The 17,735-nt window shown below is 63.1% G+C and carries 16 protein-coding genes; 15 read left to right on the plus strand and 1 reads right to left on the minus strand.

Annotated elements, in window-relative coordinates:
• The 15 genes from AC3LB0_RS02055 (at nt 1) to AC3LB0_RS02125 (ending at nt 17,004) form a co-directional block, all read left to right on the plus strand.
• The gene (locus AC3LB0_RS02055; RefSeq protein ID WP_488649506.1) at nt 1-822 is read left to right on the plus strand and encodes an NAD(P)H-dependent oxidoreductase subunit E; all 822 of its coding nucleotides are present in this window, start codon (nt 1-3) and stop codon (nt 820-822) included.
• Nucleotides 819-2,078, plus strand: coding sequence for an NADH-ubiquinone oxidoreductase-F iron-sulfur binding region domain-containing protein (locus AC3LB0_RS02060; protein ID WP_488649507.1), 1,260 nt, complete (start codon nt 819-821; stop codon nt 2,076-2,078). Before AC3LB0_RS02055 ends, AC3LB0_RS02060 begins: the two co-directional genes overlap by 4 nt.
• A 1-nt stretch (nt 2,079) precedes the next feature.
• Nucleotides 2,080-4,626, plus strand: a complete 2,547-nt coding sequence (locus tag AC3LB0_RS02065) for an FAD-dependent oxidoreductase (RefSeq protein ID WP_488649508.1) — start codon at nt 2,080-2,082, stop codon at nt 4,624-4,626.
• A gap of 3 nt (nt 4,627-4,629) precedes the next feature.
• Nucleotides 4,630-5,190: an NADH-quinone oxidoreductase subunit J family protein gene (locus tag AC3LB0_RS02070; protein WP_488649509.1), complete on the plus strand. Its 561-nt coding sequence runs from the start codon at nt 4,630-4,632 to the stop codon at nt 5,188-5,190.
• Nucleotides 5,187-5,507: an NADH-quinone oxidoreductase subunit NuoK gene (gene nuoK, locus AC3LB0_RS02075; protein WP_488649510.1), complete on the plus strand. Its 321-nt coding sequence runs from the start codon at nt 5,187-5,189 to the stop codon at nt 5,505-5,507. The genes AC3LB0_RS02070 and nuoK overlap by 4 nt, the downstream gene beginning before the upstream one ends.
• 3 nt (nt 5,508-5,510) lie before the next feature.
• The gene (gene nuoL / locus AC3LB0_RS02080) at nt 5,511-7,460 is read left to right on the plus strand and encodes an NADH-quinone oxidoreductase subunit L (RefSeq protein ID WP_488649511.1); all 1,950 of its coding nucleotides are present in this window, start codon (nt 5,511-5,513) and stop codon (nt 7,458-7,460) included.
• A complete protein-coding gene (locus tag AC3LB0_RS02085) occupies nt 7,457-8,968 on the plus strand; it encodes a complex I subunit 4 family protein (RefSeq protein WP_488649512.1) in 1,512 nt (503 codons plus the stop codon). Before nuoL ends, AC3LB0_RS02085 begins: the two co-directional genes overlap by 4 nt.
• Nucleotides 8,965-10,404, plus strand: coding sequence for an NADH-quinone oxidoreductase subunit N (locus tag AC3LB0_RS02090; RefSeq protein WP_488649513.1), 1,440 nt, complete (start codon nt 8,965-8,967; stop codon nt 10,402-10,404). Before AC3LB0_RS02085 ends, AC3LB0_RS02090 begins: the two co-directional genes overlap by 4 nt.
• Nucleotides 10,405-10,497: 93 nt before the next feature.
• Nucleotides 10,498-10,926: an ArsR/SmtB family transcription factor gene (locus tag AC3LB0_RS02095; RefSeq protein WP_488649514.1), complete on the plus strand. Its 429-nt coding sequence runs from the start codon at nt 10,498-10,500 to the stop codon at nt 10,924-10,926.
• Between the two features lie 2 nt (nt 10,927-10,928).
• A complete protein-coding gene (locus AC3LB0_RS02100; protein ID WP_488649515.1) occupies nt 10,929-11,609 on the plus strand; it encodes a CDP-alcohol phosphatidyltransferase family protein in 681 nt (226 codons plus the stop codon).
• 129 nt (nt 11,610-11,738) lie between these two features.
• Nucleotides 11,739-12,947 (plus strand): inositol-3-phosphate synthase, encoded by a 1,209-nt coding sequence (locus tag AC3LB0_RS02105; RefSeq protein ID WP_488648590.1) that lies wholly within the window; start codon nt 11,739-11,741, stop codon nt 12,945-12,947.
• Between the two features lie 100 nt (nt 12,948-13,047).
• Nucleotides 13,048-14,106 (plus strand): lysophospholipid acyltransferase family protein, encoded by a 1,059-nt coding sequence (locus AC3LB0_RS02110; RefSeq protein ID WP_488649516.1) that lies wholly within the window; start codon nt 13,048-13,050, stop codon nt 14,104-14,106.
• Entirely contained in the window at nt 14,103-14,999 is an 897-nt protein-coding gene (locus AC3LB0_RS02115; protein WP_488649517.1) for a lysophospholipid acyltransferase family protein, read from the plus strand. The genes AC3LB0_RS02110 and AC3LB0_RS02115 overlap by 4 nt, the downstream gene beginning before the upstream one ends.
• Nucleotides 14,996-15,823 carry a CehA/McbA family metallohydrolase gene (locus tag AC3LB0_RS02120; protein WP_488649518.1) on the plus strand — a complete coding sequence of 276 codons (828 nt, stop codon included), beginning with the start codon at nt 14,996-14,998 and terminating at the stop codon, nt 15,821-15,823. The genes AC3LB0_RS02115 and AC3LB0_RS02120 overlap by 4 nt, the downstream gene beginning before the upstream one ends.
• Entirely contained in the window at nt 15,820-17,004 is a 1,185-nt protein-coding gene (locus AC3LB0_RS02125) for a glycosyltransferase family 4 protein (protein ID WP_488649519.1), read from the plus strand. Before AC3LB0_RS02120 ends, AC3LB0_RS02125 begins: the two co-directional genes overlap by 4 nt.
• A gap of 11 nt (nt 17,005-17,015) precedes the next feature.
• Here the strand turns inward: AC3LB0_RS02125 and AC3LB0_RS02130 are convergent, their stop codons facing one another.
• Entirely contained in the window at nt 17,016-17,732 is a 717-nt protein-coding gene (locus AC3LB0_RS02130; RefSeq protein ID WP_488649520.1) for an NUDIX hydrolase, read from the minus strand.
• Nucleotides 17,733-17,735 lie beyond the last annotated feature (3 nt).

Raw genomic sequence — 17,735 nt, forward strand, 5'->3', positions numbered from 1 at the left:
ATGCCACGAATTCCTGGCGCCGGACTTCTCTCAGGGATGCGCCTCACGCTGACACGTTTCTTCCAGCCGAAGCGCACCGTGCTGTATCCAGAGGTGAAGCCCGACATCGCTCCGCGCAACCGCGGCCGACTCGAGCTCGTCACCGACGAACACGGCACGCTGAAGTGTGAGACCTGCTTCCAGTGCGCACAGGCGTGTCCGATCGAGTGCATCGACATGGGCGGCACCGACACGAAGGGGCGCTTCGCGGTGCATTGGGGCCCCGGCGAGCAGTACGCCGAACGTCGCGAAGAGTCGGCGATGCGTCGCTCCGGGCGAACTGTTTCCGACGCAGCGGCAGCAACAGGGGCGACCATCAACATCGCGAAGGTTGATGAGATCCTCGAAGCGCACGACTACGACCCGCACCACATGCTCGCGATCCTTGAAGCGATTCAGGGGGCGTACGGCTACCTCCCTGTCGATGCGCTGAAGCGCGTTAGCGGCGCGACAGGTGCCTGGTACGCCATGGTCTACGGCACCGCCACCTTCTATAAGCACCTCGCCTTTGAGCCAGGGGTGACCCGCTCGATCGCCGTCTGCCGCTGCGCCAACTGCCTCGTCTCGGGGGCGGGTTCGGTCATGGGCACCCTCAGCTACGAGTTCGGCACCGAGTTCGGCCGAGCGATCCCATGGAGCAACCTGCGCCTCGAGTCGCTCCCAAACCACCTGCTCGGCGCCCCGTCCCCGCTAGTGGTCATCGATGGTGAGCCGCAGCGCGACCTGAGCGCCAAGAATGCCGCCAGCTGGGCCGCCGCCCTCGCTGGCAGGTACGCCGCATGAAGCGCCTGAACGCCCCTAAGGGTTGGAGCCAACTCCTGTTCGTGGCGCCGACCGAGCCGTGGGCGGCACTCCGCGCCGCCGCAGCCGCCGGGGCCGCTGGCACGAGCGCGACCCTGATCGCCGCCGGCCTGCGCGGTCACGGGGGAGGTGGCTTCCTCACGGGAGCGAAGTGGCAGGCGACCGCCGCCGAGCCAGCCAGCCAGCACTACGCCGTGGCGAACGGCTACGAATCTGACCCGGCCGTCTTCACCAACCGCCTCCTCATGGAGGAGAACCCGCAGGGGATCGTTGAGGGGCTTGCCATCGCCGCCCTCACCGTGGGCGCCAGCGAGGCGTTCATCGCCGTGCGCGCCGAATACACCGAGGCGATCAAGCGACTCGAAGCGGTGATTGCCAACGCCGAACGTGAGGGAGCCCTCGGCGCAACGCTGCTGGGCACCGGTCGCGAGCTGATCATCACCGTGCGCCCACTGCAGGGTTCCAGCATGATCGGCGAAGAGACCGTGTTGATGAAGGCGCTCGCTGGCAAGCGTGGCCAGCCAGAGCAGACCCCGCCATACCCATCAACGGTTGGCTATCTCGGCAAGCCAACGGCCGTGAACAACGTCGCCACACTCGCCGCGGTGCCATGGATCCTGACCAACGGCGCAGAAGCCTTTGCCCAGATTGGCGACACGACACAGCCAGGGACGGTGCTCGTGCAGATCAGCGGATCGGTCACGAACCCTGGCGTGCTCGAGGTGCCGACCGGTACGCCGCTCAACGAGATCATTGCGGCGGCGGGCGGCACCGCAAGCGGCGCGTCAATCAAGGCGCTGCTCGCTGGCGGGCCGACTGGCGGATTCATTCCCGCAAACCTCTTCGGCGGCACGCCCTATAGCGGCGCAGGGCTCAAGGGCGTCGGTGCGCACATCGGCTCAGGCGCGCTCCTGGCGCTTGACAGCTCCGTGGCCATCCCTGAGCTCGCCACCATGCTCACACGCTGGTGCGCCGACGAGGCGTGCGGCAAGACGATCCCATGCCGTATCGGCACACGCCGACTCGCCGAGATCGGCCAGCGCTTTGTGGATGGGCTCGCGGGCCCTGAAGATGCAGAGCGCCTGCAGAAGCTCGCCGCCGATGTTACCGATAGCGCCCTCTGCGCCCATGAGGCTCTGGCGCCAAACCCCCTTCTGACAGGAGTGCGATACTTTCCTTCTGAGTTTGGACCTGCGGGCGCCGTGCTGTCGGCAACGCCTACAAGCGGACGGAGCTAAAATGACCGACCTGATTGATCAGCCGGCAAGCGGAGTGGCGCCAGTCTCGCGCGCGATCACTCCAGCACCATCGGCAGAGGTCGCCGTCGACAAGCTGCTCACCACGCGCAGCCCACAGCGACCGCAGCGCACGCCGACCTTCTACGTTGAGATTGACGGGCAGAAACTCGAAGCATTCGAAGGGCAGACCATTCTCGAAGTGTGCCGCGCGAACGGCATCGAGGTTCCAACCCTCTGCTACGACCCGAAGCTGCCAGGATTCGGCGCCTGCCGCATGTGCGTCGTCGATGTTGAAGGATGCGATCAGCCATCCATTAGCTGTTCATCAAAGGCGGAGCCGGCACAGGTCGTTTCAACGCAAACCGACCGAATTCGCGAGATTCGGCGCACCAACCTTGAGTTGATCTTCAGCGACCACAACGCCTACTGCTTGCCACCCTGCCAGAACAAGTGCCCGAGCCACATCGACATCCCTGGATTCTTGAAGGCGAATGCAGAGTCGCAGTTCCGCGAGTCGGCACGCATCTTCAAGCGCACCATTCCATTCCCAAGCATCCTCGGTCGCGTCTGCCCGGCGCCGTGCGAGGATCACTGCCGCCGCGACGAGGTTGATGAGGCCATCGCAATTCGGGATAGCCACCGCTACGCCGGCGATCAGGTGTTGAAGGCAATGTGGGATGAGGATCTCGATCCACCTGTGCCATTCGAGCTGCAGCCAAAGACGGGCAAGCGCGTCGCCGTCATCGGTTCTGGTCCAGCGGGCGCATCAGCCGCGTACTACCTGCTCGTTGCCGGACACGACGTTACCGTCTTTGAGAAAGACCCTGAGCCAGGTGGCATGTTGCGCTACGGCATTCCGCAGTACCGACTACCAAAGATTGAAGTGCTCGATGGTGAGTATCAGTCCATCACGCGACTCGGTGGACGCTTTGAGTGCGGCAAGATGCTTGGACGTGACTTCACCGTCGCCGACCTGAAGGCGCAGGGCTACGACGGTGTCGTGGTTGCCATCGGTTGCTACGACACGAACGACCTCGGCATCCCAGGCGAAGATGCCGACGGCGTTATCGACGGCCTCGACTACTTGCACACGGCGGCGCTCGGCCTCACCTACCCAGGGCATGAGGGGAGCCGCATTGTCGTGGTTGGTGGCGGCTACACCTCAATGGACTGCTCACGAACAAGCGTGCGGCAGGGGGCCAAAGAGGTCACCCTTGTCTACCGCCGCGACATGAAGGACATGCCGGCCGCCGACGAGGTCCACGAGCTGATCGAGGAGGGGGCACGCGCCATCTTCCAGGCCGGCCCAACCCGTGTCGTCACCGATGCGAATAACAAGGTGATCGGTCTCGAGTTCATCCGCATGCAGCTCGGCGCCCCCGACGCATCGGGCCGCCGACGACCGGAGCCGGCCCCTGGCACCGAGTTCATCATTGAGTGCGATCGCATCCTGAAGGCGATCGGCCAAGGCCCCGACATGACCTGGGCGAGCATTGGCGCTGACGGTGTTGCAACGACCAAGAACGGTCGAATGAAGGCCGACGCTGTCACCTTCCAGTCGGGCCGCGACGGCGTCTTCGGCTGTGGCGACCTGCGCAACGGCGCAACAACCGTCGTCGCCTCGATCGCGGATGGTCGGCGTTGCGCCTACGCGGTTGATGCGTACCTGCAAGGCCTCGACCTCTCGGAGATTCGCAACCGACAGACACTTGCTGAGCCACAGCCAGAGTTCTTGAGCATCGTGCCGTTCACCGCCGAGGTGAAGGAGCCACGCCTGCGCATGAAGGCACTCCCGGCGCAAGAGCGCAAGAACGACTACATCGAGTACGAACTTCCGTATACCAAGCCTGAAGTGATGGCCGAGAGCACGCGTTGCCTGCAGTGCACCTGCGAGGCCATCGGCTTCTGCGATCTGCGACGCCTCGGCATTGAATACGGCACGACATTGAAGTCGCTCGAGAAGGATCATCACGGTGGGGCTGGGTTCCGCTCCATTACCGAGAACCGCTGGACCGGTGCAAACCATGACTACCTGCGCGACGACTCGCACGCATTCATTTTGCGCGAGCCATCACGCTGCATCGACTGTGGACGCTGCGCCAGCGTTTGCGCCGAAGTGGTTGGTGCCGCCTGCTACGACTTCATGCGCACCGGCTTTGACACGCTTGTCACCACTCCGCTTGACATGAGCCTCAACGAATCACCGTGCGTCTCGTGCGGTCGCTGCGCAGAGACCTGCCCAACTGGTGCGCTGATGCCGAAGCCACGAATCCTTGCCAAGTTCGAAGTTGACGAGTCGCGCTGCATCCTCTGTGGCATCTGCGTCGACGCTTGCCCGTATGACGCGCTTCGCAGCGGCTTTGATTTTGAACTTGCGCACACCGATCGCAGCGAGCCGATGATTGACCTCATCGCCCTCTCGAAGCTCGAGCGCACGTCGGAGGCAACCTTCATTCGTAGCGAAGCCAACTGGGAGAACACCGTCGCCGGGCGACGCTACGATCCAGCCCGACAGCTCCCTGTGTTGCCACAAAGCCTACGAAAATAACGGATGCCGCTCCCCGACGTCATTCCGTTGATCGGACTTGGGTGGTCGGACGTTCTCTTCTTACTTCTTGGCGGCGTGGTCCTCGCCGCAGCGTTTGGCGTGGTCTTCGGCCGCGACATTATTAAGAGTGGCCTCTTCCTGATCCTTACCCTTGGCGCACTCGCCGGCATCTACGTGATGTTGGGCGCCGCTATCGTTGCTGGCGCGCAGGTGCTCGTCTATATCGGTGCGATCAGCGTGCTGATCCTCTTTGCGATCATGCTCACGCAGACAAAGGTCGCGCCACTGAAGCTGGCGTTCCAAACACAGGTAGCCCCCGCCGCGCTCGCAGCGGTGCTTCTGGCTCTACTCTTCGGCCTCGCCTTCGGCAGCACGGACTGGAGCTCCACTGTCTTCACCGACACTCCAGCCGCAACCGGCACTGCGCCAGTCGCGGCGGCACTCTTTGGGCCGTACCTCCTCGCCTTTGAAATTGCGAGCGTGCTCATCCTCGCGGCCGTGATCGGGGGCCTCTATCTCGCGATGGAGCCGAAGGGCGACGAAGTGGGCGAGGAGCTTCCGTGAGCCAGATCGCTGGGCATCTGGAGCCGTACCTCGTTCTCTCGGGGATGCTTTTTGCCATCGGGTCATTCGGCTTCCTCGCACGACGCAATGCGATCAGCATGTTGATGAGCATCGAGGTGATGCTGAACGCTGTGAACCTCGCCGCATTAGCGCTCGGCGCATTCATCCCGTCACTCGCAGGGCAGGGGGCAGCCTTTGCCCTGCTGATCATCGCCGTGGCGGCGGCAGAGGCCACCGTTGGCCTTGCGATCGTGATTGCCATCTTCCGCAACCGGAAGACGCCGCTGGTCGACGAGTACGACACGATGAGGCAGTAGCCGATGATCACCGCGGAGACGATGGTCGAAGTCGGCACCCTTCCAGGCTACGCGCCGCTCCTTCTTCTCCTCCCCCTGATCGGCTTCGCCTTTACGGCGACGGTCGGACGCCGCCTCGGCAAGATGGCCCACCTCGTGCCGCTCGGCGCGATCATCGCCACCTGGGCGCTGGCCATGAGCCTGGCAATCCCATCCCTCACCGGGGGCCTCGGCGAGGCGGGTGCCTCGATGCCGCTCTTCACCTGGATCGCCTCAGGCGACCTCAGTTTCGGGCTCGGCCTGCACGTTGACGCCCTCACCGGCGCCCTCCTCTTGGTGGTGACCACGGTTGGCGCCTTGGTGCACCTCTACAGCGTTGGCTACATGAGCCACGACGACAGCTACTGGCGCTTCTTCGCCTACCTGAACCTCTTCATGTTCTCGATGCTCCTGCTCGTCCTCGCCGACAACCTCCTCGTCGTCTTTGCCGCCTGGGAGCTCGTCGGTCTCTCCTCCTACCTGCTGATTGGCTTCTGGTACACCAAGACCGCCCCGGGCCTGGCCGCCAAGAAGGCGTTCATCACGAACCGCGTCGGCGACGTCGGCTTCGCCCTCGGCCTGATGGCCCTCGTGGTGGTCTTCGGTTCGCTCGACATCCACACGGTGCTCGCCGGCGTTGAGGCGGGCGCGCTCGTTGGCCCCGCGGCGACGGTGATCGCCCTGCTGATCTTCTGCGGCGCCGTTGGCAAGTCGGCGCAGTTCCCACTGCACGTCTGGCTCCCTGATGCCATGGAGGGGCCAACCCCCGTCAGCGCACTCATCCACGCGGCAACCATGGTGAATGCGGGCGTCTATCTCGTGGCACGCATGAGTCCACTCTTCGCCGCGAGCCACGACGCAATGCTCATCGTTGCCGCCATCGGCATCTTCACCGCAATCTTTGCCGCCTCCATTGCGCTCACGCAGACCGACATCAAGCGCGTGCTCGCCTTCTCAACCCTCTCGCAGCTCGGCTACATGTTTGCCGCGCTCGGTGTTGGCGCATGGATTCCAGCGATCTTCCATCTCATCACCCACGGATTCTTCAAGGGGCTTCTCTTCCTCGGCTCAGGCTCGGTGATCCACGCGGTGAACGGTGAGCAAGAGATGACAAAGATGGGCGGACTCTGGCGCAAGATCCCTATTACGTACGCCACGATGTTGATCGGTACCGTTGCAATTGCTGGGCTCCCACCACTTGCCGGCTTCTTCTCGAAAGACGAAATCCTTGGCGAAGCATTTAAATTTGGCTACGCCTGGGTCTGGCTTGTGGGCATGGTCGTCGCTGCAATGACCGCCTTCTACATGTTCCGACTGATGGGGCTCACCTTCTGGGGGAAGAGCCGCGTGCACGACGAGTCACATGTGCACGAGTCGCCGTGGACGATGACGCTGCCGCTGATCATTCTTGCTGTGCCATCGATCGCAATCGGCGCAGCGCTCGGCTTCCCATTCGCCGACGGCGTTCTCGTGCACGCACTTGAGCCGATCTTCCACCCAGCAAGCGAGATGCTCGGTCACGAATATGAGGCGTGGACACTCTTCGGTATTGATGGCCTCCTCATGCTCGCAAGCGTCACTGTTGCATCAATTGGCACCGTCGTCGGGGTGCGACTCTTCCGCAGCGATAACAACGAGCTCCTTGGTCGTGTGACCAAGCGCCTGCAGCCACTCTACGACGGGAGCCGTAGCCGCTGGTACTTCGACGACCTCAATGACCTTATCTTTGTCCGCTTCGGTCGGAAGGTTGCCAACGCACTCTGGTGGTTTGATCGTCGGGTTGTCGACGGCACTGTAAACGGTGTTGCGACACTCACCTCAAGCGGCGGCCGTGGCCTGCGACAGATCCAAACCGGTCGCGTGCAAAACTACGCGCTCGGCATCGCGTTCGGCCTTGTCGCCATTGCCGCTGCCTACTTGGTACTTGCGGGATGAGTGGCATGCCAATCCTTTCGCTGATTATCTTCCTGCCGCTTCTCGGTGCGCTCGGCATCGCGTTCCTTCCATCGTCGCGACCGAGCCTGGTCCGCTTCGCCGCACTCGGCATCTCACTGATCACCTTTGCGCTAAGCCTCGGCATGTTGCTGGGCATTCGTGGGCAGAGCGGCGAGTTCGCCTTTAGCGAGCAGCTCTCGTGGATCCCATCGTTCGGCATCACCTATCACCTCGGCGTTGATGGGCTCTCTAGCGCACTCGTCGTCTTGACAACGCTGCTCAGCTGGATCTGCATCCTTGCGAGCTTCGGTCCGATTCAGACACGCGTGAAGGAGTACTTCATCAGCTTCCTCATCCTCGAGACCGGCCTGCTCGGCGTCTTCTTGTCGCTCGACCTCTTCCTCTTCTACATCTTCTACGAGATCGTGCTCGTGCCGATGTACCTGATCATCGGCATCTGGGGCGGTGCCGACCGCATCTACGCCACGATCAAATTCGTCCTCTACACGCTCGTCGGATCACTGCTCATGCTCGTGGCGATCCTGGCAACCGCCTTTAGCCACCAGGCCTCCACCGGCTCGTGGACCGGGGCATTCGACCTGCTGGCGCTGCGGGGCACGATCACGGACCCAACGCTGCAGATCCTCGGGTTCGCAGCCTTCGCGCTCGCATTCGCCATTAAGGTGCCTATGTTCCCCTTCCACACCTGGCTCCCTGATGCGCACGTACAGGCCCCCACAGCGGGCTCCGTCATCCTCGCCGGCGTGCTGCTGAAGCTCGGCGGCTACGGCTTTATTCGCTTCGCGATCCCGCTCTTCCCCGACGGCGCGCACCTCTTCGCCCCACTCATGATCGCCCTCTCCGTGATCGCCATCATCTACGGCGCGCTCGTGGCGATCGTGCAGACCGACCTGAAGAAACTGATCGCGTATAGCTCTGTGAGCCACATGGGCTTCGTGACGCTCGGCATCTTCACCTTCAACCAGCAAGGAGTCGACGGCGCAATCTTGCAGATGCTCAACCACGGCCTCATCACCAGCGGCCTCTTCCTGCTCGTTGGTATCGGCTACGAGCGTACGCACGATCGCGAGATTGCCAAGATGGGCGGCTGGGCGGTGCGCACTCCCGTATACGCCGCGCTCTTCGGCTTCTTCCTCTTCGCCTCCGTTGGCCTCCCTGGTCTCTCCGGATTCGCCGGTGAGTTCCTGGTGCTACTCGGCGCCTTTATCGCCAACCCGATGGTTGCCGGCGCATCAACCCTCGTCATGATCCTTGCCGCCGTCTACCTGCTCTACATGTACCAGCGCGTCTTTACTGGGCCACTCTCGCCGTTCCTGAAGGGGCTTGGCGCAAAGCTGACCGATGTCACGCCAACCGAGATCCTGACGCTCGCACCACTCGCAACTCTGATCGTGATCTTCGGTGTGATGCCAACACTGCTCACCAGCTCATTTGCCAAGAGCGTTGAAACCTTCCTGATGTCGGCGATTAGTGTGGTCGGACAATGAATAACGACCTGCTCACCCTGGCACCACTCATCACGGTCGTCGTCGGCGCAATAGCGGTGCTCGTGAGCGACATGATCACGCCAAATCGCAATCACGCGCCGGTTGCCGTCGCACTTGCTGCTCTCGGCGCAACCGCCGCACTGCTGATCAACCAGGGCGGAAGCAGCGCCAGCGCGCTTGGCGGCAGCTACGTTGCGGGGCCATTCGTCGCCTTCCTCGGCCTCCTCGGAATCTCAATCGTGGCGATCACGCTCTTGATTGCGCCGGCGTATCTTGCCGCGCGTAAGTATCCAACCGCCGAACTCGCAGCAACACTGCTCTTTGCCCTTGCTGGCGCCATTCTTCTCGGTGCCGCAACCGACCTTGTCACACTCTTTGTTGGCCTCGAACTAATGGTCATTCCTGGGTATGTTCTCGCCGGATATGCGAAGCGCGATCCACTGAGCACCGAGGGCGCCGTGAAGTACTTCCTGCTTGGCAGCTTCTCAAGCGCCATCCTGCTCTTCGGTATTGTCGTGCTCTGGGGCGCTGCGGGAACCGCTTCGCTGAGCGGTATTGCAGTTGCGCTCGCATCTGGAGAGGCGAGCGCAGGGCTTGCCGTTGCACTCGCGCTGATCACCACCGGCTCAGCATTTAAGATCGCGGCGGTGCCGTTCCACTACTGGACCCCCGACGCCTACCAAGGGTCACCAACGCCGATCACTGGCTACCTCTCGGTCGGTCCGAAGGTTGGTGCCTTCGTGCTCCTCATTAAACTGTTCGTGATCGCTCTTGCGCCACTCGCCGCTCTCTGGATCCCAGTGATGGTGGTGTTGGCGGCGGCAACGATGACGCTCGGCAACCTGGTGGCCCTCACCCAGAGCAACGTAAAGCGCATGCTCGCCTACTCGTCAATCGCGCACACCGGCTACCTGATGGTCGGCATCGTCGCGGCTGGTGCGGGAGAGGCGGCGGGGATCGCAGGAGTCCTCTTTTATGCGGCGGCATACGCGTTCATGAACCTCGGCGCGTTTGCATTCTTGACCGCGCTGCAGGATCGACCTGGTGCCACGACGCAGCTCTCCGATCTCGCTGGGCTCGGCCGCAAGCATCCGCGCATGGCGATCCTCGCGGCCATCTTCCTGCTGAGCCTCACCGGTATTCCGCCGACGGCCGGCTTCTTTGCCAAGACGTACGTCATCCTGGCCGCGGTGCAGGCGGGCGGGCCAGCCACGATCCTCGCCGTGATCGCGGTGCTCAACGCCGCCATCGCCGCCTTCTACTACCTGCGCGTCATCGTTTATCTCTTCATGCGCGACCCGGCGGAGCCAGCGCCCCAGGTAGCCGAGGGGCCAATGCTGCGCGCCGGCCTGCTGATCGCCGCCACTGGCACGGTGGCTCTTGGACTCGCCCCCACCCCGATCATCGAGGCGGTTATCCAGGCCCTCGCCACGTAGGCGCCGCCCCCACAGCGGGGGTGTAACAATCCAGCTCCCCGCCACGCCACTGCCCCGTCGCATCAGCGGGAATTCATATAAACTTCTGCTTCTATGAGCGCACAGCACGCAACCGCACTCCCCGCCGCCACGGGCGCTGCCGTCTCCCGCCTTGCGGGAGAGCGCGACGTCATTGAGGCGGCGCGCCGCGTGCACCGTGCCCTGGGCGATACCAACCGCCTTGAGGTGGTCCGCCGCCTTGCGGTTGGCCCCGCCACCGTCTCTGAGTTGATTGAGTTCACCGGCCTCTCACAGCCGCTCGTCTCGTGGCACCTGCGCCGCCTTCGCGCCGCCGGCCTCGTCACCACCGAGCGCTCCGGTCGCGAGTCGATCTGCACGCTCCGTATCGCCACCATCGCCGAAGGCCACGCGTTGATGCTCTCCGCCCTCGGCATCGCTGACCCCGCCGCCTGGATTGCCCCAGCCGATGCGCTGCCGAGCGCCACGCCACTCGTAGACGCCGTTCGCGGCGAGGAGGCCTAACCGTGGTCAAGAGCAAGATCGCGAAGCGCACAAGCGGCAAGCGCGTCACGCGCGTCACGCAGGGGAGCCTCCTGACCAGCAACGAGCGCACTGCGATCAAGCGCATCGGTGAGCCGATCGCGCTCCTGCTGGGAAAGATCGGCTTCTCGCCCGACGGGCTCACCCTTGTTGGATTCGGCATCGTGTTGATCGCCACCGCGCAGGTTGCACTCGGCAACTGGGCAATTGCTGCAGGTATCCTTATCGCCGGCACGCTCTTTGATGGGCTCGACGGCACACTCGCCCGTGCAACGAATCGCGTAACCGCGTTCGGCGCCTTCTTTGATTCATCGCTCGACCGCGCGGCAGAGGCGGTGATCTACGCCGGCATCGTTTATAGCGCCGCAGTTCGAGGTGATATTCAGATCGGGACCACAGCGGCACTTGCGCTCGGTATCGGCTCGCTCGTGAGCTACGTGCGCGCGCGTGGCGAAGGCCTCGGCGTCTCCGCACACGGTGGCATTGCGCAGCGCGCCGAGCGCGCGGTTCTACTCATCCTCGGCCTGCTCGCCGCCGGTCTCAGCGGAGAGACGAGCTACCTGCTCTACGCACTCCTCATCATCGTCGCGCTATCAGTAGTCACCGTGCTGCAGCGAATCTTGTTTATTCGCGCCGCATTGGCAACCACCGGGCGTCGCGCATAGCGCGTCAATTGAATACTCGCCGCCTGACGTGAAACGGGCGGTTAGTGAAGGCGGACTCACGAGTGTGGGCTTGCAAAGCGGAAAGGTCGCAAAGGCGACAGAGAAAGGGGTAAAAGGAAAATGGTAGAGATGAATGGGCCTCGCGCTCAGTGGAATGCCCGACCGGCGCCGACAACGCCGATCAAGGCAACGAACCCGATCCGCGTTGCAATCGCGGGCGTCGGCAACTGCGCCAGTAGCTTGGTGCAGGGCCGATATTTCTACGCCGACGTGGCGAACGACGCAAAGGTCCCAGGACTGATGCACGTCGACATCGGCGGCTATCACGTACGCGATCTTGACTACGTTGCCGCGTTCGACGTCAACGTGAACAAGGTTGGCAAGGATCTCTCCGTTGCACTTGGCGCAGAGCCAAACAACACCTGGACCTTCCAGGAGATCCCAACCACCGGCGTGATCGTTCAGCGTGGACCAACGCTCGACGGCATTGGCAAGTACCTCAAGGACGTGGTGATCGAGTCACCAGAGAAGCCAGTTGACGTCGCCGCTGTGCTCAAGGAGCGCAAGGTTGACGTGCTCGTTGCCTACCTTCCGGTCGGCAGCGAGGAGGGGATTCGCTACTACGCTGAGCAGGCGATCAAGGCGGGATGCGCGTTTGTCAACGCAATCCCAGTCTTCATTGGTCGCGAGCCAGAGTGGCAGAAGAAGTTCGCCGCAGCCGGCCTCCCAATCGTCGGAGACGACATCAAGAGCCAGGTCGGCGCAACGATTGCGCACCGAGTTCTTGCTCGACTCTTCGCCGATCGTGGCGTGCAGCTCGACCGCACCTATCAGCTGAACTTCGGTGGCAACACCGACTTCCAGAACATGTTGGAGCGCGATCGACTTGAGAGCAAGAAGATCAGCAAGACCAACGCGGTCACCTCAATCCTCGACGAGCAGCTTGGTGATAACCAGGTGCACGTTGGCCCATCGGACTTCGTGCCGTGGCTCCTTGACCGGAAGTGGGCAAACATTCGCCTTGAAGGGACGACCTTCGGCGGTGTGCCACTCACGGCGGAGCTGAAGCTCGAGGTGTGGGATTCGCCAAACAGCGCCGGCGTCATCACGGACGCTATTCGCTGCGCGAAGCTCGGCCTTGACCGTAAGTTGGCGGGGACGCTCGTAGCGGCGTCGTCGTACTTCATGAAGAGCCCGCCAATGCAGCTGCGCGACGATGTCGCCCACGCCGCAGTAGAGGCCTTCATCCGCGGCGAGGACAATCGCGTCCTCGACGGAACCCAGGTGACCAAAGAGGGGTACCCCACCTCTGAGTCACTGAACTCCGTTCGCGCCTAAGCGTTCCGCTGCGAGGCTGGCTCCGGCCAGTCCCGCCTTCACACTGGAGAGAGCCGTCGTACCCCGCAAGGGGGCGGCGGCTCTCCCCTACACTCCCCAAATGAGCGAACCACAGCCGCCCCAGGGGGCAGCCACCCCCTCGCCGCTCCACCGCCAGGCGCCAAAGCGCACCCCTGGCCATCTCGCTCGGCGCGCCTGGGAGCGCAGCGTCTACGCCGGCTACCGCCTCCTCATGTGGGTTATTGGGATCCTCCCTCCACGCCCCGTCGAGGCGCTCTTCTCCACACTCGCCCCGCTCGCCTATCTCCTCTGGCCGGCCAAGCGTCGCATCGCCGATGGGAATGCCGCGGTCGTTCTCGGCGTGGCCGATGTGGAGGGTCGGCCACTCCCGGGGAGCGAAAAACTCGTGCGCGCCCGCTCCCTTGCGAACTACCGCACCTATGGACGATTCGCAGCAGAGCTGCTGCGCCTGCCGAGCCGCTCGTTGCGCGACATTGCGACCGATGTTGATCTCACTGAGACCTCGCTCCTTGACGAATTCCGAGCGCGTGGTCAAGCAGCGATCTTTGTGGGATTCCACGCCGGCAACAATGAGCTCGGCGCCGCCGCGCTCGGCGAGCGCAGATACGACGTGAGCGTCGTTGCCGACGACAGCGCCTTCCCTGAAATGTACGAGCATCTCCGCCGCCTGCGCGCATCGTGGGGGATCAAGGTGATCGACTGGAAGGCGATCCGCGAAGTGTTCGGCACAATGAAGCGCGGAGGCGTGATCGTGCTGCTGAGCGACTGGGGCTATAGGCCCGACGGTACTCCCTGCCAGCTCTTCGGCCGCTGGACCACGCTTCCAAGCGGCCCAGCGGTACTAGGCGCGCGCGGCAATGCGCCAATCATCCCGTTCTTTGTTCGTCGTGAAACACCTGGCCGATTTCGCATTATCTTTGGCTTGCCAATCAGTGCGGGTAACGGCTCACCAGCAGAGATCCTACGTGCAACGCAAGAGACAGCCACCGCGATGGAGAAGCTAGTTCGCATTGAACCACTGCAGTGGAACTGCTTCAAGCCACTCTGGCCTGACGCAGCCAGACAACAAGAGCTTGCGAACAGCGCAACGAAGATGTCAAAAGTGACAACTCGCCGTGGGAGCGAGAGCACATCATGAGCGCACTGCTCGGCTATATCATCATCGGAGCGCTCTCGTTCATCTCGCGGCTTCCAGAATCTTTTCTTGTTGCAATCGCGCGGGCATGGGGAAGAGTTGGCCCGCGCGTTCTGCGAGCGCGCGCAGCGATCGCGCGAAAGAATCTTGCACGTGTCTACACCTATCGTGATGGTGCAGCGCCAACAAACAGCGCACTCGATCGCGGTGTTGGGTTGCTCTTCGAACATCATGTGCGCTTCTACATTGAAACCGCACGGGCACCGCGACATGCCCGCAAGATCATTGCCACACGCGTACGCATTGAGAGCGAAGAGTCCGTTCGCGCAGCATTTACGCGCGGCAGTGGCGGTGCAATCTTCCTTGCCGCACACCTCGGTGCCATCGAACTTCCTGGCAGCATTCTCGCTGACCGGAGTGGCATGAGGCCCGTTGCGCCAATGGAGGAGCTCGGCAACCCTGTGCTGCAACGGTGGATGTTACGCGTGCGGGGAGAGGGCCTCGGCCTCCGCATTATTCCTGCGCAGGGTGCCGCTGCGGTGATGTCTGCGGAGCTCGCCGCTGGTGGAATCGTTGGCCTCGTTGGTGATCGAAATATCTCTGGGCGAGGAGTGCCCGTTTCGCTGTTCGGTGCATCGGCACGACTGCCGATCGGCGCCGGTCTGCTTGCAGTAGAGAGTGGCGCACGCCTCTTTGTCGCCGCGGTAATTCGCGAAGATCGTGGGCTCTATACGGGCTACATTCGGCAGGTGGAGGTTCCGACCACCGGAAATCGTATGGAGCGAACGCGCGCGGCGCTCGTTGGCGTCGCCGCGGCATTTGAAGAGTTGATCAGCAAAGCCCCTGAGCAGTGGTGGACGCTCTTCTACCCAATCTGGGACGATCTACCTTCATGAGCCCAACAAAGCGACGGATGACTGGTGTGCAGGGGAGAGCCGATCTGCATATTCATACGATGGCCTCCGACGGCACCGCCGGCGTTGCGCAGGTGCTGGCGCGGGCGCAAGAGGCGCGACTCGATGTGATTGCCATCACTGATCACGACCGTATCGACGCGGCCCGGGCGGCACAGGCAATGGCGATCGAAAACAAGTTGCGCGTGCAGGTCATCATTGGCGAGGAGATCTCCACGCTGCAGGGCCATGTGCTTGGGCTCTTCCTCGAGGAGCGGGTTCGCCCCCTCCGATCGCTTCGCCGCACCATCGCCGAGATCCACGAGCAGGGAGGGATCGCCATCCCAGCCCACCCGCTCTTCCCGCACCCTCTCTGTGCCCAGGCGGGGGCTCTGCGGGCCGTAGCGAACGATCGTGATCCAGCCTGCCGTCCCGATGCCCTGGAAACCTTCAACCCCACAATCTTCGGCACCTTCCCGCGTGCGCGAGTGCAGCGTCTGGCGAAGGAGCTGGGCCTCCCTGGGGTCGGTTCCTCTGACGCCCACGTGCTCGAGGCGATCGGACGCGTTTACACCGTTTTCCCAGGGCGGTCGTCCGCCGCACTGCGTCGAGCGATCATCGCCGGCACGGTGAAGCCCGGCGCTGGTGAGGACCACACCGTGCTGGAGAGTCCGGCGATCTTCGCCCGGCAGATGCTGCGCAACCTCATCGGTCTCGGACAAGACTTGCGCGGCGTAACTCGCCCAATCTGGACCCTCGGCGGCGAGCGACATGGGCGCGACCTCGGCTACCCAGAGAGCCACAAGCGACCGGTGAAACAGAGGTGAAAATCGGACTCGTCACCCCGTACGTCTATCCGATGCCAGGCGGCGTGAACGATCACGTTGGCAGCCTCTACCGCGTCCTCCGAGCACGCGGCCATGATGTGCGCATCATCACCAGTAGCCACGGTTTGCAGAAGGCATCCGAAGGCGATGTGATTCGCATCGGGAAGGGATTCAGCGTCCCATTCAACGGATCCATGGGCACAATCACGCTGAGCCCAACCTACCTGCGCCAAGTGCGAGAGCTCCTCGAGCGCGAGCAGTTTGACGTACTGCACTTCCATGAACCGTTTGTGCCGTTTCTCAGCCTCGTAGTGCTGACGCTTTCCAAATCGGTGAACATCGGCACCTTCCACGCATTTGGTGGGCTCTCACTCAGTTACGAGTTCGGCCGACGCGTGATGGGCGATTACGCGAATCGGCTGCACGGGCGCATTGCCGTGAGCCCCGCGGCGCGTCACTTCATCAGCCACTACTTCCCGAGCGAATACAAGATCGTGCCGAACGGCGTCGAGCCGAGTCGCTATCGCGACGCGGTACCGATCTCCCGCTATCGCGACGGCGTTCCGAACGTGCTCTTCGTTGGCAGAATGGAGCCACGCAAAGGCTTGATCCACCTCTTGCGTGCGATTCGCAAGATGCAGGTCAACGGCGAGCAGGTCCGCCTTCTCATCGTTGGTTCCGGGCCAGGTGAGCGCGAGGCGCGCCGCTACGTTCTTACGCGGCAGCTCAACGATGTTGAATTCCTCGGGCGTGTGAGTGATGCAGAGAAGGCGCAGCTCTTCAAGACCGCCGATGTCTTTGTCTCTCCGGCAACAGGGCGCGAGTCATTCGGCATCGTGCTCCTTGAGGCGATGTCCTCTGGCGCACCAGTGATCTGCTCCGACATTCACGGCTATCGCGCCGTGGTTCGTCGCGAGCGTGACGGCATCTTGGTTCCGCCAGCCGACTCTGATGCGTTAGCCGATGCGCTCGCGCGGGTCATTCACGACCCAGAGCTAAAGGCGCGATTGAGCGCAGCGGGCACCGAGCGCTCAGAACTCTTCACCTGGGAACGCGTCGGCGCTTCGGTTGATGAGTACTACGGCTTTGTGATCCGTCGCCTTGCGGATCAGGGCGCGCTACCGAGCGGCTTCAGCGCACCGATTCCTCCGGTACCAGGGCCGCGTCGCCGCAGCGCCTAGTCCATCGCCCATTAGGCATGCGCGAGTCGCGAGGCGAGCTCGCAGAGGAGACGCGCAGTAAGGCCCCACACGCGTCGCTCTCCCGGCACTGGAATAATGCCGTATCGCAGAAGTTGGCCCTGCTCCTCTGCATCGATGACGTGCACCTCATGTCGCGGGTCAAAGAGGCCGAGCTCAGCGCCGAGTGTTTCGGCGACTTCTCGCGGATCAGGGGTGATCTGCGGGGTCTGTGGCGCTACGGCAACAAGCACCTGCACAAGGAAGTTGCTGGCTGGCACATAGGCGGCGTCAAGCGAACCAACGAAACGAATGTCATGCTCAGGGTCTGCGGCGTGAAAGCCGAGCTCCTCATGAAGCTCGCGGATCGCCGTCTCTTGTGAGGTTTCGTTTCCCTCTACCTTGCCCCCCGGGAGGGCGATCTGTCCGCCGTGACGGCCGTGCTCTGCCCGCTTAATCAGCAGCACCTGGCAGTCGAACGGGTGCGGGTCAACGCTCTCGCCACCGCCCGTCGGGCTGCAGCTCCCCAGTGCAACCGGAGGCACAAGGAGCGCGGTCACCACCGCAATGCGCGGATTGCTGCTCACAGGCGGATTGAGGTCGACCGGCTCCAGGCCTGGAAGGCGAAGCGGGGTGAGTGCCTCTGGGAGCGGAAAGGGGAGTGCGGGGAGACGCCCCGCCGCGTCGCGACGGAGCGCCTCCTCAATACGGTCTGCGAGTCGGTTGATCAACGC

Origin of the sequence: Candidatus Limnocylindrus sp., assembly GCF_040397235.1 — a bacterium.
Lineage (GTDB): Bacteria > Chloroflexota > Limnocylindria > Limnocylindrales > Limnocylindraceae > Limnocylindrus.